This is a genomic window from Pseudomonas sp. NBRC 111124, from assembly GCF_001320245.1.
GTDB lineage: Bacteria > Pseudomonadota > Gammaproteobacteria > Pseudomonadales > Pseudomonadaceae > Aquipseudomonas.
Genome location: NZ_BCBA01000039.1, coordinates 74643 through 90362, shown reverse-complemented (window position 1 = coordinate 90362; position 15720 = coordinate 74643). Strand labels below are relative to the sequence as shown.

Below are 15720 nucleotides of genomic sequence, written 5' to 3'. Positions count from 1 at the left end.
AGGGTAGTGCCCGGCCGTGGCAGGTTGTCGCAGTTCAGGCGGCGCGTTCGAGCACGTCCAGCAGTTCGACGAATTCCTGCGCCAGCTTGTGGCGTGGCGCCATGTGCACCAGCGGTACCGACACCTGGTGCGACTCGCGCATCTTGATCGAGCTGCTGAGGTACACCGGCAGCACCGGCAGGCCCTCGCTGCGCAATTGATCGACCAGGGTCTGGTGCAGCGCGGTGCGCCCAGCGAACTGGTTGACGACCACGCCTTCGACCTGCAGCGCCGGGTTATGGTCCTGGCGCAGTTCCTCGACCTCGGCCATGACGCTGAGCAGCGCCTGGCGCGAGAAGCTGTCACAGTCGAACGGGATCAGCAGGCGTTCGGCGGCCACCAGGGCGCTGAAGGTGTAGAAGTTCAGCGCAGGCGGAGTGTCGATGTAGATCCGCTCGTAGTCCTCGCCCAGCTCTACCAGCAACTTGCGCAGCTTGTTGATCTTGAACTTGCTCTCCAGCTTGCTCTGCAGGTCGCTGAGGTCGGGGCTGGCGGTCACCAGGTGCAGGTTGTCGTAGCGGGTTTCGGTGATCGCCACGCGGTGCTTCTTGCCGGAGGCGGTGGCTGGCGACAGGGTCTGGCGGAAGAAGTCGGCGATGCCGGCGGGGATGGCGTCGTCGGTCAGCCCGGTGAGGTAGTAGGTGGCATTGGCCTGGGGATCGAGGTCGACCAGCAGCGTGCGATAGCCTTCGGCGGCGCTGGCTGCGGCGAGGTTGCAGGCGATGCTTGATTTGCCGACGCCACCTTTCTGATTGAAAACCACACGACGCATGAGACGCTCATCCATGAAGAGAGAAAAATGTCAGGTTGGGGTCAATCCTATGACTGAAACACGACAGATTTATGACAATTCTTGAAGCAATAGTTAAGTTCATCTATTTCGAACCGCAAGCGGTCTATTGCGCTGATCTTGCAATCAAGCCCGCTCGATGTAGCGCTGGTAGAAATCCAGGGTCGCCAGGTTCTTGTCCTTGGCCTCGAACATGATGTCGAAACGGTCGACGAACTGCAGGGCGTAGCGGTTGGTCCAGTCGTTCCACATCTGCGCGCTGTGCGCATAGAGGTCGCGTTTGTTAACCTTCTCCATCAACTGCGCGATGGTCATTTTCTGGTCTGCCGAAAAGCCGAGTGCCTGCAGGTGTTCGGGTGGTTGCGAGTAGTGCATGGTCGGCCGCACGCCGCGCCAGCTCTCGATGATCCGCGCTACACGCGGGTCGTGCGGGTCGATGTAGTCACCCTCGTGGATCCAGCAGTGGTGGATGTCCAGCACTACGGGCGCAAGGTCGGCCAGTGCCAGGCAGTCGTCGACACCGTAGGTTTTCTCGTCGTTCTCGAAGGTGATCACGTTGCGTGCCACCTGCGACAGCCTTGGCCACACCTGGCGCACGCCCTCTGCGCCGAGGCGCCCGGCGATATGCACATTGCATTTGAAGTCCTGAAAGCGCTGGCCGAAGCCCATCATGCGGATCATGTCGGCATGGTATTCGAACTCGGCCAAGCTGTTTTCCACCACCTCGGGGCGGTCCGATCCGAGCACACAGTATTGGCCGGGGTGGAATGACAGGCGCAGATCCTGAGCGCGGGCCAGCGTGCCGATGGCAGCGAAGCCTTCGACCATCAGGGCCTGGAACTCGGTGTCGCGGTAAAGCGGTGCCACGCTGGGGTGGCTGTACAGCGGCAGCAGGTCGCTGCTCAGGCGCACCATGCGCAGCATCGACGGCAACTCACTGACGTAGGCCAGCAGGCGCAATTGGGCGTCGAGGTTGTGTTGCACCAACTCCAGCAGCTTGGCCCGGGCCGCTTCAACGCTGGCGCCGGACAGCCAGCGCAGGGTCGTTGTACGGGGGTTGAAGGTGCGTTCGATGGCCTCCAGCGCTTTTACCGACAGGCTGCGGTGTGGGTGGCGGTACATGCAGGCGAAGCCAAGGCGGGGCATAGTCGGTCTCCAGGTGAGCAATGTTCGTTGGACCCTTGGGCATTACAGAACGATCAGTTTCAGCCTGTTCACGAGCCCGGTTTTTCCAGCGTCTCAAGCTCATCCTCGACCTGCTGCATGCGCTGCTCAGCCAAGGCCTGGACCTTTTCGTCGCGCGCAGTCTCACGCATCAGGCCGGTGAGCTTGTCGCTCAAGCGCTTGCCTTCCTCGGTCTCCTCCAACGCCTTGGCCTTGGCCGGGTCGTGGGTGGCGGCGACGATGGTGGCGAATTCGGCGTCGCTGAAGTGCTTCTCGCTGTAGAGCTTGTACAGGTCCTGGCGCTGGTCCTCGACGGTGAGGTGCTTGCGCAGGACGTTGCTGATGGTGGCGGCATCCAGCTGCGGGTGGGTGCGGGTGAGCAGTGCGGCCATGCGCTCGATGTTGTGGTCGTAGGCTTCCTGCAGCGGCAAGTTGGCCAGGATCTGCTCTTCGCGGGTGGGCTTCTGGTCGCAGGCGGCGAGGGCGGCAGTCAACAGCAGGGGAAGCAGCAACGTCTGGATGCGGGGCATGGGGTGGCCTTGAGCGCGTATTGCAAAGGTGGATTATAGCGGTGTCGGTTGCCAGCCAGCAGTCCTTGCGGTAGAAAACCGCTCGCTCTGATCAGGTTTTGAAGCCCATGCCCCACTGGACCGTCCAACCACCCAGCCACGACAGTGTCAGTGAAGTGGTGGCCTTCATCGACAGCGCTCGCCGCAGGCTGTTCCCGATGCTGGCCGATTCGCCGCTGCCCAAGGACCTCGCCCATTTCGCGCAGACTTACCTGGAGGGGGAAGGCCAATTCCTCGAAGCCCGCGACCAAGGCCGGTTGATCGCAGGGATCGGCTATCTGCCCTACGATCACCGCTTTGCCCAGCTCGACTACCACGGCAGGCGCGTGGTCGAGGTGGTGCGCCTGTTCGTGTTGCCCGAGTACCGCCGTCATGGCCTGGCGGCGGCATTGTTCGCCGCCTTGCGCGAGCACGCCCGTGCCGCTGCGGTCGAGTGCCTGTACCTGCATACCCACCCGTTCCTGCCGGGTGCAATCCGCTTCTGGGAGCGGCAGGGTTTTGCGGTGATCGATGTGGAAAACGACCCGGTTTGGCGTACGACGCACATGGAGCACTGGCTGGTCTGATGGTCCAGAGCCTTTCAGAAACCGCCTGACAGCGGCCATTCCACCGCGAGACGGATCTGATCCCCGTCCAGCTCTGCCTGCGCCGTGTTACCCCGGTGCACGTTGTGCCGCAGCGAGAACGTGGTGCCCTTGGCCTTGCCACTCTGCACAACATAGCGCGCCTCCAGGTCCCGCTCCCAATGCTTGCCACCCTCGCCATAACCCAGGTACGCATAGCCACCCTTCGGGTCGACGTGGGTGCCGTCGATGTCGAAGCCGCGTACATACAGCGCGGTCAGGTTCAAACCCGGTACGCCATAGGCACCCATGTTCAGGTCGTAGCGCGCCTGCCATGATTTCTCGTTGGGCGCATTGAAATCGGACATCTGCACGGCGTTTGCGATGTAGATCGCCCCGCGTGTGACGTAGTCGAAGGGAGTGTTGCCCTCCACCTGCTGCCAGCCGAGGCTGAAGCTGTGCGGGCCCTGGCTGTAGCGTGATACCAGGCTCCAGGTTGTGTTGTCGATACGCCCGGACAGCGCCTTGCCGGTGTCGGTGGTGCGGTACAGGTTAAGGTCCAGGCTCAGGCTGCGGCGGTCGTCCAGCGCATGGGTGAGGGTGCTGCCGAGGTAGTGCTGGTTCCAGGTGTCTTCGTAGCGCGAGGTGTACAGGCTGCCACTGAAGTCGGCGCTGGGGTTCCACACCAGGCCGGCGAGGTCGAAGCTGTTGCCCTGGCGGCCGTCGGAGTAGTTCACCACAAAGCCCTGGTCGTGGCTGGAGGCGTTGCGGTCAGTGCTTTCGTTGAAATGGCCAGCGACCAGCTTGAGGGTGTCGATCTCGCCGCTGGAGAGGAACAAACCGCTGGCCGTTTCGGGCAGCAGGCGGCTGTCCGAGGAACTGAACACCGGTGTCTTCACCCGCTGTTCGCCCCAGGACAGCACGGTGTTGGATACCCGCAGCTTCAGCGCCGCGCCACCTCGGCTGTATTCGCTCTTCGGATGGCCGTCGTTGTCCAGGCCCAGCAGGCGCGCCTTGCCGGCACGCCCGCCGCCGCTGTCGAGCTGTAGGCCCTGATAGGCATGGGCATCGACACCGACGCCGACCAGACCCTCGGTGAAACCGGACTGGAACGTGCCCATCAGGCCGTAAGCCCATTCCTCGGCCAGGCCGTTGCGTTCGCTGCGTGGCTTGTAGGCGTTGCGTGCGCCGCTGTTGCGCCCGCCGTGCTTGTAGTCGCGCTGGTCGTAGACGATACGGTTGAGGATGTTCCAGCTGCTGTCTTCGACGAAACCGTTGCTTTGCGACTGCGCCGAATCTGCCTGGGCGAACGGGGCGATGGTTGCCAATGGCAAGGCGAGTACAGCGGCGTGGCGCAACAACATGGTAGGAACGTCCTCGTTCAGGGGGCGCGAAAACGCAGGATGCGCGCGCCGTCGAAGGGGTCGGTGAGGTAGTGGGCATGCACGCCGAAGGTGTTCAGCAGGCGCTCGGGGGTGAGCACCTCCAGCGGCTTGCCGAGGGCGACCAGGTGGCCCTTGTCGAGCACCGCCACGCGGTCGCAAGTCAGCGCCTGGTTGAGGTCGTGCAGGGCCACCAGCGTGGTCACCGACAGCGCCTGCACTTGTTGCAGCAGGCTCAACTGGTGCTGGATGTCGAGGTGGTTGGTCGGCTCGTCGAGCAGCAGCACCTGCGGGCGCTGGGCCAGGGCGCGGGCGATGTGCACACGCTGGCGTTCGCCGCCGGACAGCGAACTCCAGGCCCGCTCACGCAGGTGCGTAGCGTCGAGGTCGGCCAGGGCCTGCTCGACGACAGCGCGGTCTTCCCGGGAGAACGGCGCCAGTGCCGACAGCCACGGTGTGCGGCCAAGGGCGACGGCATCGAATACGCTGATTGCATCGAGGGTGTCGGCTTGCTGCTCGACCAGCGCCAGGGCCTGGGCGACACGCCGACGTGGCAGGCGCGCCAGCGGTTCGCCAAGCAGCTGAACGCTGCCAGTACCCGGTTGGCGCAGGCCGGCCAGCAGCTTGAGCAGGGATGATTTGCCGGAGCCGTTGGGGCCGACGATACCCAAGGTCTCACCGTCCACCACACTGAGTTCGATGTTGCACAGCACGGCGTTGCCCGACAGTTGCAAGCCCAGGCCTCGGCACGCGAGGGGTACCCGTTGTGCGCTGTTCATGACCGTCATGGGCGCCCCCTTCGGCTGACCAGGATCAAGGCAAAGACCGGCGCGCCGAGCAGCGCCGTGACCACGCCCACCGGGATCACCTGGCCGGGGATCAAGGTGCGCGAGAGGCTATCGGCGGCAATCAGGAACAAGGCGCCGCCCAGCGCGCTGGCGGGCAGCAATCGGCTATGGCCGGGGCCGAGCAGCAGGCGCAAGGCATGCGGGATGACCAGGCCGACGAAGCCGATGGCGCCGACGATCGAGACCATCACCGCCGTCACCACCGCCGCGCAGCTGATCAGCAGCAATTGCGTGCGGCGCACGGCAATCCCCAGCGAGGCCGCCGAGTCGCTGCCGAAGGTGAAGGCATCCAGCGCGCGGCGGTGCCACAGGCACACCACCAGCCCGAACAAGGCCACGGGCAGGGCCAGCCACACCGACGGCCAGCGCACGCCACTGAGGTTGCCCAGCAGCCAGAAGAGGATGCCGCGCGCCTGCTCGGCAGTGGCCGACTTGGTGATAAGAAAGGCGGTGAGGGCGTTGAACAGTTGCGAGCCGGCAATGCCGGCGAGGATCACCTGGGCATTGTTGCTGCTCGGCCCGGCGGCGCGGGCCAGCACCAGCACCAGGGCAAACGCCGCCAGGGCGCCGATGAAGGCGCCACCGGACATGCTCAGGGCTGCGCTGCCCAGGCCCAGCAGGCCGACCAGCACCGCGCCGGTTGATGCGCCGGCGGATAGCCCCAGCAGGTAGGGCTCGGCCAGCGGGTTGCGCAGCAGCGCCTGCAGGATCACGCCGCAGGTCGCCAGCCCTGCACCGCAGGCGGCGGCGACCAGCGAGCGGGTCAGGCGGTAGTTCCAGACGATACCGGCATCGATCGGGTCGACCGGGTAACCGGCCTGCCACAGGTGGTTGGCCAGCACCTGGCCGACCACGCTTGGCGACAGGTTGGTCTCGCCGATGGCGGTGCCGGCCAGCACGGCCGCGATCAGGGCCAGCAAGGCCAGGGTAACGTAGAGCAGGGCCTTCATCACTGCTCCGCTTTACCGCTGGCGAAGGCTGTGGACAGGGTCTGCAGGCCACGGAACAGGCGGATGCCGGCCTGCATGGCGTCGGCGTCGAGGATGATGATGCGGTTGTGCTTCACCGCGTCCATGTTTTTCGTCACCGGGTCGTTATGGAGGAATTCGAGCTTTTTCTGGTAGTCGTCGGCGGGGAAGCGACGGCGGTCCATGCGCGCAATGATCAGCCAGGTCGGGTTGGCCTTGGCCAGGGTTTCCCAGCCCACGGTCGGCCACTCCTCGGTGGACTCGACCACGTTGCGCACGCCCAGGGTACGCAGCATGAAGTCGGCCACACCCTGGCGACCGGCTACATAGGGGTCGATCTTGAGGTCGGCGCTGGAGAACCAGAACAGTGCCGAGGTATTGGCCAGGTCCTTGCCTGCCAGTTGCTGCCTGGCGTTGTCCAGCCGGCCTTTGAGGTCGGCGTTCAGCGCCGCACCGCGATCCTGCACGTCGAAGATCTCGGCCAGCTGGCTGACGCTCTTGTAGATGCTCTCGACCTGGAACGCCTGCAGGCGGGTGCCATCGGCGCCCACCAGGTTGTCCTTGCCTTCGCAGTCCGAGGGCAGCAGGTAGGTCGGGATCTGCAGCTCAGCGAACTGTTCGCGGGTGGCGACCGCGCCCTGGGCGCCGACCATCCACTCGAACTGCACCGCCACCAGTTGCGGGCGCTTGCCGACCACGGCTTCAAAGCTGGGCTCGTTGTCGGCCAGGCGTGGCACCTGATCGTTCAGCGCCTGGTACTCGGGCAGCACGTTGTTGAACCACAGCGAGGTGCCGGCCAGCTTGTCGCCCAGGCCCAGGGCGTAGAGCATTTCGGTGCCGGCCTGGCCAATGGTGACCGCGCGTTCAGGTGCCTGGCCGAAGGTCTGCGGCGCACCGCAGTTGTCGACGGTCAGTGGGTAGTGGGTGGCGGCATGGGCCAGGCCGGTGAAGCTCAGGCCGGCGAGCAAGGTGGCGATGCGGGGCAGCATGCTGAGCGATCTCCTGTCGGACAGTTCTGGTGAGGAACGCACGGACAGGCATCGCCGAGCCCCCGCGGGTGCAGGAGCAACATAGATGGCCATCCCGGACACCCCGCCGGTTGGTGAATGTTGGCCGGCAGGTCTCCTGACTGGTGCGTCCTGGCCCGGCTCCGGCCTTCCCGGATCAGTTGATCCAGTGGCATCGATGGAGCAGGCTCGGCACCTACAGTTGCGGGGGCAGTTCCGATTGGCACGCCTGGTTGGGCGGGCCCGGGATTCCCTATTAATTCCGTGGTGGAAACCGGCGGGCCGCATGGTAGACCATCGGGCCGCCGGGCAAAAGCTCAAATCAGAGGTACTTCAGCCAGCGGATGTCACGCCGGCGCGCCTTGAGCCGGGCAAACCAGCGCACCGGCAGGTACAGCGCCGCCGCCAGCAGCAGCGCCCCCAGCCACACCGCACCCATGCCGTCGAAGCCGAAGTAGTCGCCGTGGTTGAGCCCGAACAGCGCCACGCAGGCCAGGTACAGCAGCTTGAGCACATACAGGTGCAGCAGGTAGAAGAACATCGGCGCTGCACCGAACACCGCCAAGGCGCTGATCCAGCGCGCAAGCCCGGCGCGTTCGAAGGCGCGCAGCAACAGCAGGCCGCATCCCAGGGTCAGGGCCAGGAACAGCAGTGAAGGCGGGTATTTGGTGATGTTGAAGAAGCTCATCAGCGTCTGGGTGACGGTCGGGTAGCCGTTCCACGGCGCCTCGCCGTAACCGTTGTAGATGCGCAGCACCATGGAGCCAAGCAGGGCGATGAAACCGGCGATCAGTAGCCGATGCTGACGCTCACCGGCGTCGCTGCCGCGGGCGAACCAGGGGCCGAGGCCGTAGCCCAGGGCGATCACACCGATCCACGGCAGCACCGGGTAGGAGGTGCGCAGGCGCAGGTTATCGGAAACTTCCAGCCAGCCACGGTCATGCAGGATCGCCCACGGCACGTGCATGGCCGATTCCACGCCGAAGTGCAGACCATCGAGCAGGTTGTGACCGGCGATGATCAGCGCACCCAGCGCGAGCAGGGCAGGGCGGGGCAGCCACACCAGCAGCGACAGGGCGATCATGCTCACGCCGATGGCCCAGATCACCTGCATGTAGATCACGCTCGGCGGCAGCTGGAAGGTCCAGGCGACGTTGACCAGGGTGAACTCCAGCACCACCAGGAACAGCCCGCGCTTGAACAGGAACGCCGAAACATCGCTGCGGCCCTGGTACTTCTCGCCATACAGCCAGGCCGACAGGCCGGTGAGCAGGACGAACACCGGGGCGCACAGGTGGGCCAGGGTGCGGCTGGCGAACAGCGCCGGGTCGGTGACATCGATGGTCATCGGGTCGCTGACCTGGCGGTGCAGGAAGAAGGTTTCACGCACGTGGTCGAGGAGCATGAACAGGATCACCAGGCCGCGTAGGGCATCGATGCTCTGCAGGCGCTGGGTGATCAGGGTGGGGGTGGCTGAGGCGCTGGTCATGGAAAGAGGTCGCAGGCAGGAATGATTGTCAAATGAAACGTTATCTTATAACTATTTCATTTGTGGTTGACAGTGTTTTTTGTGTTGCCTGTACCGGCCTCTTCGCGGGCTTGCCCGCTCCCACAGGTTCGCCACTGTTTTCAAGTGAGTGGTATTCCTGTGGGAGCGGGCGAGCCCGCGAAGAGGCCGGTACAGTCGATTCAAATCAGAAGGTGTAATCCACGGTCGCGAAATACGAACGCGGCGCACCCATCACCCACTGCTCGCCGCTGAACAACGACGCCACATATTCCCGGTCGAACAGGTTGTTCACCTGCAACCCCAAGCGCACATCGGGCAGCACCTGCCAGCCGATGTTGGCATCGACCACGGTGTACCCCGGCGCACTTCGGCTGTTGGCCGAGTCGGCATAACGCTCATCCACATACCGCGCGCCAATCCCTGCGTCCACGTGCTGGCCAAAGCCCTTGCTCAGCCACAGGTTGGCCGTGCGCCGCGGTACATTGGCCGGCCGGTTACCGGAGCGGTCCTGGGCCACGCCATCGACGACCTCGTCGAAGTCATCGAACTTCGCACGTACCAGCGAGGCATTGGCCGACACCTGCCATTGATGCCCCAGGGCCAGCTCCAGCGACGCCTCCAGGCCATCGGACGTCTGCTGCCCGGCCTGCTGCGCCTCGTGGGTGATCGGGTCGTCCACCAACAGCTTTTTCTTGACGATGTGGAACGCCGCCAGCGTCCACTCGCCACGGCCTTCCCAGAAACGCTGCTTGAGCCCCAGCTCGGTCTGCTTCGCCTCGGTCAGGTCGTAGTGCATCTGCGTCGGGCCGAGGCTGACCAGGTTGTCCACGCCGTCCTCGCTGGTGGAGTACTGGCCATACAGCGACAGGTCATCGGTGAGCGCGAACACCAGCCCGGCCCGCCAGTTGCCGCCTTGCAGGCTGCGGTCGCTGCGAGATCCGTCGACCAGGTTGTCGCGGTCGATGTGGTTCTGGTCGCGGCGCACACCCGTGACCAGCGACAGGCGGTCGGTAAGCTGCAGGCGGTTCTCGGCGAACAGGGCGAAGGTGTGGGTGGTGGACAGCGTCTGCGGGCGGGTTGGCGAGTCGCTGTGGAACCAGCCGGGGGTCGGCTGCCATGGGTCGATGAAATCGCCGCCGACGTCGTTGTACGGCCGGTTGCTGTCGACATTGAAGCGCACCTTGTTGTACTCGACACCGACCAAGGTCTTGCTGGCAAGGCCCCCCAGGCTGTGGTCGAAGGTAAAGGTCTGGCGATCGCCGATTTGCTCCTGGTTGTGCTTGATCTCCAGGTAGCTCTGGCGCTCCAGCTGTTCGCGGTCAGTGTCCCAGCTGTAGTTCTCGGCATTGCGCCAGTGGCGGCGGCTCTTGATGTAGTACAGCTGGTTGCTGGCGCTGATGTGGTCGCTGAGCGTCCAGTCGGTGGTGAAGCGGGTCCATTCGTCGTGATAGCGCTGCACGTCGTTCTGGACGTTGTAGTTCTTCTTGCGCAGGCTGCTGCGGTAATGGCCGTCGATCAGCGGCGTGCCGTAGTAGTTGGCCGGCTGGGCGTCGCCGCGCTCGTGGGCCAGGGTGAAGCTCAGGTCGTCGCTGGCATCGAAGCGCAGTGCGGCACTGAGGGCCAGGCTGCGTGAATCGGTGCGGTCGACCCAGCCGTTGCCGGCCTGCTGATTGAGGGTCACGCGGTAGCTCAGGCGCTCGCTCAAGCTGCCGCCGCTGTCCAGGCCAAGCTGCTGGCGATCCCACGAACCGTAGCCCAGGCGCAGGCGGTTGTGGATGTCGCCGGTGAATGGTTTTTTCGGGATCACGTTGATCACCGCACCCGTGGCGCCCTCGCCATACAGCACCGAAGCCGGGCCGCGGATCACGTCGATCTGCTCGACCATCCACGGGTCGACCGGGAAGGTCTGGGTGCCGGCCCCGGTGTACAGGCGCGCGCCGTCGAACAGGGTCATCACCGAGCCATGGCCGGTGAAACCGCGTGCCGACAGGCCGGTGCCGCCATCGCCCGGGTTACCGATGAAGGTAATGCCGGGCGAGCGGGTCACGGCATCCTGCACGGTGAGGTTGCTGCGTTGCTCGATCTGCTCAGCCGTAATGCTGCTGGTGCTGGCCGGGGTTTCGAGGGCGCTGAGGTTCAGCCGTGAGCCAGCCTCGGTCGGCGTGGCCAGGTCGACGCGCTGTGGGGCACGGGTATCGGTGATGGCCGTGGAGGGCAGGTTCAGTACAGATTCGTCGGCCAGGGCTGGCAGGGTGACGCCCAGGCAGGCCGCCAGAGGGTGAAGCTTGATGAGTCGGGACATGTCGTTCCACTGCTGCAGGAATGAATGGATCCCGGTGGAAAACACGCAAAGGCACACCGCGCGAGCAGGCGCGCACGCGCAGACCGGCCTGCGCCCGCCCACCGCGGGTTGCCAAGTGACGCTTCAGGCCGGTCTCCGGGCTTGCGAGGGTCATGAGGCCTTCACCTTCCCATGCGGGTGCACAGTGGTGTGTCGAAGGCATCGCTCGCTTACCGTTGCGGGGGCAGCGCCGGACTTGTCGTGAACCACGACGCACCGGCTTCCCGTTTCACCCTGCGCACGGCGGCGCAGGACACCTGAAACAGCGCGTATCTGAACATCCCGACGCTGACTCGTCAAATGTGCGTGGCAACGGAAAACCACGGTGAATCAGTTCGTTAAGCGTATTGCTTGAATTTTTTTCGAACTTTTCTGCGCGGTGTTGTCTCGAAGCGCTCGTTAGTCATTCGTATTACTGTCATGGAGACTTCAGGCATGTTCACCCGTAATCTGCTTCGCCAATCCTGCCTCCTCGCCTTGCTCGGCAGCCCATTGTTGGCAAGCGCTGCGCCCAGCACCGAGCCGCTGTTCAGCGTCGGCCTGTTGGGTGCATACAACACGTTCAAGTTCGAAGGTGGCAGTGACTCCGACAAGGAGCACATGGGCCAAGGTGGTGTGTTTGCCACGTTCGGCAACAAGCTGACCGCTGAATCGGGCTTCATCTACCAAGCCGGCGTCGAAGCCAAATACGGCAAGAAGAACGACGACAAGCTCAAGGAGGCGCAAGCCGACCTCGACCTCGGCTGGCGCGCGGCGCTGGATGCGCGCAACTTCGTCGATGTCATCGTGGGCGGTGGCTACAGCTGGACCCGCTTCGAGCCCGAGATCAACGACCTCGATACCAAGCTCACCTACAAATCGCCCTTCGCCAAGGCGGCGCTGGGCTACAACCACCAGTTCGATGCATCCACCTTGCGTGTGGAAGTGGGCGCGCGTCACACCATCGACGGGCGTGCACGGTTGAAGGTGGATGATTTTGGCAGCGACACGGTGGACATGAAAGACCGTACCAACCCGTATGCCGAAGTCACGCTGCTGATGAACCAGCAGGGCGGCATGCCGGTGCAGGCGGGCGTGTATTACACCCGCACCGAATACAAGCTCGATGAGGACTCGCCAGTTGCGGACAACACCAAGCTCAAGCGTGACGAGTTTGGCTTCAAGGTTGGCCTGGCCTTCTAAGACCGCGTTGAGCAGGATCGGCCTTTTCGCGCTTCAGCCGCGAAAAGGCCTCACCGGCTAGCGCCCACGTCGGCGCGACACCCGAGCCTCGATGTTCTTGCGCCCGATCAGTAGCGCAGGCTTTTCCACCACTGGCTCATCGGCCAGCCATTTGTACATCACCAGGCAGTCGACCAACCCCAGGCGGGCGTGGCGATAGGCCTTGGGCAGGCGGCCCACGGTCTCGAAACCCAGCTTGGTCCACAGCGCCACCGCCACTTCATTACTCGCAACCACAGAATTGAACTGCAACGCCAGGAAGCCCTCCTGGCGCGCCAGCTTTTGCGAGTGCTCGCACATGAGTCGGGCCACGCCACGGCCACGGGCGGCATCACAGACCATGTAGCCGCAGTTGCCAACATGGGCGCCAGGGCCGGCAGCATTGGCCTTGAGGTAGTAGGAGCCAAGCAGTTCACCGTCCTCTTCGGCCACCAGCGTATGCACTGGCAATTGCAGCCACAGCTGGCGTGCCTGCTCGGCATTCAGCTCGGGGTCGAAGGCGTAGGTTTCGCGGGCCTGGACGATGGCCTGGAAGGTCGGCCAGAAACGCTCGAAGTCGTCGGGCGTCATGGGGCGGATATGGATCATGGCGGTTCCTGCAGTGGCTAGGCCGCCAAGTCTGGGTGGCGCGGCGCCGTCGCGCAAGGGCGGCGACGCCGTTGGGCTTCAGCCGTTGGCCTTGCCCACCGCATCCATGGCGCGGGCCGAGTAGACCAACGCGGCACCCGCGTTCATCGCTACGGCCACACCCAGGGCCTCGGCGATTTCCTCACGGGTAGCGCCATGCTTGACGGCTTGTTGCGAATGCACGGCGATGCAACCGTCGCAGCGGGTGGTGACGGCGACGGCCAGGGAGATCAGTTCGCGGGTCTTGGCGTCCAGGTGGTTGGTCTTGGCACCCGCGCCGCTGGCAGTCATGTAGCCGGCCACGGTGTCGGGGGACAGTTGCTTGAGATCGCCGATGCCGGCCATCAACTGCTTACGGTAGGCGTCCCAGTCCATCATGCTCATCGTCTTCACCTTGGGAAGGTTGCGGGAGGAGCTTTCAGGCTAGTCGAATTTGCGCCTATCGCCGGTTGCCGGCGATAGGTTGCAGGCAGGGCATCAGATGTAGATGAACACCAGTACCAGGGCGGCGACCACCAGCCACTTCTCCAGGTAGTAACGCATGCGGTTGCGCTTCTTCAGCGCCTTGCCACGCTCGCGGATCTTGTAGATGCGGGTGAACAGGCGGTTGATGCCACCCGTCTTGTCACCCGCATCGTTGGGCGCGGCAGCGGCGGCCATGACGTTGCGGCTGAACCAGCGGTTGAACGCGGTGGCCCAGCGGTATTTCAGCGGGCGCTCGATGTCGCAGAACAGGATGATGCGGTTGTGCTCGGTGGTGTTGGCTGCGTAGTGGATGTAGGTCTCGTCGAAGACCACGCCCTCGCCGTCGCGCCAGGAATATTTCTCGCCGTCCACGTCGATGTAGCAACCGTCATCGTTCGGCGTGTCCAGGCCGAGGTGGAACCGGTACGAGCCGGCATACGGGTCACGGTGGCGGACCAGCTTGGCGCCCGGCGGCAGGGTGGCGAACATCGCCGCCTTGACCGTGCCGATGCCTTGCAGCAGCTCGGTGGTGCGGGGGCACAGGGTCATCGCCGACGGGTGGCTTTCGCCGTACCACTTCAGGTAGAAGCGCTTCCAGCCGGTCTTGAAGAACGAATTGAAACCGACGTCGTCATAATTCTCGGACTTCTTGATCTCGCCCACGTGCAGCAACTGCTGGGCTTCGGCACGGATCTCCTGCCAGTGGTCCTTGAGCGGTTGCAGCTCGGGGAACGCCTCGACCGGCAGGTAGGGCTTGGCCGGGTGCTTGGAGAACAGGTACAGGAAGCTGTTGACCGGGGCCAGGAAGCTGGAATGGTCGCCCAGCTGACGGGTCAGCTTGTGGCGCACCCGACCGCGCAGGTGAACATAGGCGATCGAGAGGACGAAGATCAGTACGAGTGCAATTTTCATGGACGGTTACTTGTCGAAAAATGGCCATGCGCCATGGCATAAGCTCGCCAGCATAAACAAACATCGGGGCAGTTTGTACTTATTGTTACGTTATGCGGGCAGACATTGGTGTAAGGCCCGGTAGCTTGCGCAAACGTTTCACGTGATGGAGTTCACATGGTCCAGGACATTCGCCCGAGTGGCGCTCCTTTCAAAAGGTTGTTTTTCGCCTTGCCTGTCAGCGACGCCCAACGCCGTGCAATCAGCCAGTGGCGGCGCGGCCTGAACCTGCGCAGCGGCAAGCCGGTACCCAGTGAGAACTTCCACCTGACCTTGCTGTTTCTCGGTGATGTGGACGCCGCGCAAGTGCCGGCCATCTGCGCCGCGGTGGACAACCTCGCGCGGCCGGGCGCGCCATTGCGCCTGCTGCTGGACCAGCTGAAAACCTGGCAGCGTTCCAATGTGCTGGTGCTGGAGCCACAGGAAACCCCCGCCGCCTTGCGCCAGCTTGTCTATAGGTTGCAGCAAGCGTTGTTGCCGCTTGGTTTCGAAGAGCAGGCCCGTGAATTTCGGCCACATCTCACGTTGTCACGGGATTTTCGCGGCCAGGCCCCTGAAGCGGCCTCGGCGCCAGAGTTCTATCTGAGCGCCAGGCACTTCAGCTTGTACGAGTCGCGCAAGGGCCGATACTGGCCGCTGGCGCAGTGGGCGTTGACGCAGTAGCGCCGATCAGGCGATCTGCCTGTGGGCTGGCATGAACAATTGTTCGCCCAAGGCGCGGGCGGTACGCAAGTGCAGTGCGGCATTCGGCCCTTCGCTGTCATCCAGCAAGTTCGAACTGAGCACTTCGGCGCCGCAATAATCAAAGATGCCGTGCTCTATCTGCACGCGCATTGCCGCGCCGTAGCCATGGCGTTCGAAGATGCCATTATCGGCGCCCGCGACACCGACCAGATGTACCTTCATTGCGCGCAGCTTCTTGGTCACGACGCCGTCCTGGTAGTCGAACGCCCAGCCATTGCTGAACACCCGGTCAACCCAGCCTTTGAGCAGGGCCGGCAGCGACCACCAATAGATCGGGTAGACCAGCACCAGGGCATCGGCGCGGTCGATGCGGGCCTGCTCACGCAGTACGTCGGCCGTAGGAGCGGCCAGGCCACGGTGCACGGCGTGGTCAGCCAGGGTGAATCGTGGATCGAAGCCTTCGTGAGCCAGATCGGCGATTTCGCTGCCGTGGCCGGCGCTGGCCAGGCCTGCGGCAACCTCCCGGGCGAGGGCGTGGGTGAGCGAGTCGGGGTCGTGATGGGCGATGACGATCAAGGCTTGCATGGTGGT

General features: G+C 64.1%; 16 protein-coding genes and 2 riboswitches. Of the genes, 3 read left to right on the top strand and 13 right to left on the bottom strand.

The window, feature by feature from the left end:
• Positions 1–34: 34 nt before the first annotated feature.
• The 3 genes from APH28_RS16145 to APH28_RS16135 all read right to left on the bottom strand — a co-directional run bounded on the left by APH28_RS16145 (position 35) and on the right by APH28_RS16135 (position 2523).
• Positions 35–811, bottom strand: a complete 777-nt coding sequence (locus APH28_RS16145; RefSeq protein ID WP_060510977.1) for a ParA family protein — start codon at positions 809–811, stop codon at positions 35–37.
• Positions 812–955: 144 nt separating this feature from the next.
• Positions 956–1975 carry a UV DNA damage repair endonuclease UvsE gene (gene uvsE / locus APH28_RS16140; RefSeq protein WP_060510975.1) on the bottom strand — a complete coding sequence of 340 codons (1020 nt, stop codon included), beginning with the start codon at positions 1973–1975 and terminating at the stop codon, positions 956–958.
• Positions 1976–2043: 68 nt separating this feature from the next.
• A complete protein-coding gene (locus APH28_RS16135; RefSeq protein ID WP_060510973.1) occupies positions 2044–2523 on the bottom strand; it encodes a hypothetical protein in 480 nt (159 codons plus the stop codon).
• Between the two features lie 107 nt (positions 2524–2630).
• Between APH28_RS16135 and APH28_RS16130 the strand changes: the two genes are divergently transcribed.
• Positions 2631–3128: a GNAT family N-acetyltransferase gene (locus tag APH28_RS16130; RefSeq protein ID WP_060510970.1), complete on the top strand. Its 498-nt coding sequence runs from the start codon at positions 2631–2633 to the stop codon at positions 3126–3128.
• A gap of 14 nt (positions 3129–3142) precedes the next feature.
• Here the strand turns inward: APH28_RS16130 and APH28_RS16125 are convergent, their stop codons facing one another.
• The 6 genes from APH28_RS16125 to APH28_RS16100 all read right to left on the bottom strand — a co-directional run bounded on the left by APH28_RS16125 (position 3143) and on the right by APH28_RS16100 (position 11142).
• Entirely contained in the window at positions 3143–4489 is a 1347-nt protein-coding gene (locus APH28_RS16125; RefSeq protein ID WP_060510968.1) for an OprD family porin, read from the bottom strand.
• A 17-nt stretch (positions 4490–4506) separates the two neighbouring features.
• A complete protein-coding gene (locus tag APH28_RS16120) occupies positions 4507–5295 on the bottom strand; it encodes an ABC transporter ATP-binding protein (RefSeq protein ID WP_060510966.1) in 789 nt (262 codons plus the stop codon).
• A complete protein-coding gene (locus APH28_RS16115; protein WP_156340898.1) occupies positions 5292–6305 on the bottom strand; it encodes an iron ABC transporter permease in 1014 nt (337 codons plus the stop codon). Before APH28_RS16115 ends, APH28_RS16120 begins: the two co-directional genes overlap by 4 nt.
• Positions 6305–7312: an ABC transporter substrate-binding protein gene (locus APH28_RS16110; RefSeq protein WP_060510962.1), complete on the bottom strand. Its 1008-nt coding sequence runs from the start codon at positions 7310–7312 to the stop codon at positions 6305–6307. Before APH28_RS16110 ends, APH28_RS16115 begins: the two co-directional genes overlap by 1 nt.
• A 108-nt stretch (positions 7313–7420) precedes the next feature.
• Positions 7421–7624, bottom strand: a riboswitch (cobalamin riboswitch).
• A 28-nt stretch (positions 7625–7652) separates the two neighbouring features.
• Positions 7653–8819: a DUF1624 domain-containing protein gene (locus tag APH28_RS16105; RefSeq protein ID WP_060510960.1), complete on the bottom strand. Its 1167-nt coding sequence runs from the start codon at positions 8817–8819 to the stop codon at positions 7653–7655.
• A gap of 205 nt (positions 8820–9024) precedes the next feature.
• Positions 9025–11142 carry a TonB-dependent siderophore receptor gene (locus APH28_RS16100; protein WP_060510958.1) on the bottom strand — a complete coding sequence of 706 codons (2118 nt, stop codon included), beginning with the start codon at positions 11140–11142 and terminating at the stop codon, positions 9025–9027.
• Between the two features lie 108 nt (positions 11143–11250).
• Positions 11251–11457, bottom strand: a riboswitch (cobalamin riboswitch).
• A 159-nt stretch (positions 11458–11616) separates the two neighbouring features.
• Between APH28_RS16100 and APH28_RS16095 the strand changes: the two genes are divergently transcribed.
• Positions 11617–12363, top strand: coding sequence for an outer membrane beta-barrel protein (locus APH28_RS16095; protein WP_060510956.1), 747 nt, complete (start codon positions 11617–11619; stop codon positions 12361–12363).
• Between the two features lie 57 nt (positions 12364–12420).
• On the opposite strand, the gene APH28_RS16090 is transcribed toward APH28_RS16095, so the two are convergent.
• The 3 genes from APH28_RS16090 to lpxO all read right to left on the bottom strand — a co-directional run bounded on the left by APH28_RS16090 (position 12421) and on the right by lpxO (position 14406).
• A complete protein-coding gene (locus APH28_RS16090) occupies positions 12421–12990 on the bottom strand; it encodes a GNAT family N-acetyltransferase (RefSeq protein ID WP_060510953.1) in 570 nt (189 codons plus the stop codon).
• Positions 12991–13068: 78 nt separating this feature from the next.
• Positions 13069–13413, bottom strand: a complete 345-nt coding sequence (locus APH28_RS16085) for a carboxymuconolactone decarboxylase family protein (RefSeq protein ID WP_027919898.1) — start codon at positions 13411–13413, stop codon at positions 13069–13071.
• Positions 13414–13506: 93 nt separating this feature from the next.
• Entirely contained in the window at positions 13507–14406 is a 900-nt protein-coding gene (lpxO, locus tag APH28_RS16080; protein ID WP_060510951.1) for a lipid A hydroxylase LpxO, read from the bottom strand.
• 156 nt (positions 14407–14562) lie between these two features.
• On the opposite strand from lpxO, the gene thpR reads away from it, so the two are divergent.
• Complete coding sequence (gene thpR, locus APH28_RS16075; protein ID WP_060510949.1) at positions 14563–15108, top strand: RNA 2',3'-cyclic phosphodiesterase; 546 nt, start codon at positions 14563–14565, stop codon at positions 15106–15108.
• A gap of 6 nt (positions 15109–15114) precedes the next feature.
• Here the strand turns inward: thpR and APH28_RS16070 are convergent, their stop codons facing one another.
• On the bottom strand, positions 15115–15714 hold the full coding sequence (locus APH28_RS16070) for an NAD(P)H-dependent oxidoreductase (RefSeq protein ID WP_060510947.1): 600 nt from the start codon (positions 15712–15714) through the stop codon (positions 15115–15117).
• Between the last annotated feature and the right edge of the window lie 6 nt (positions 15715–15720).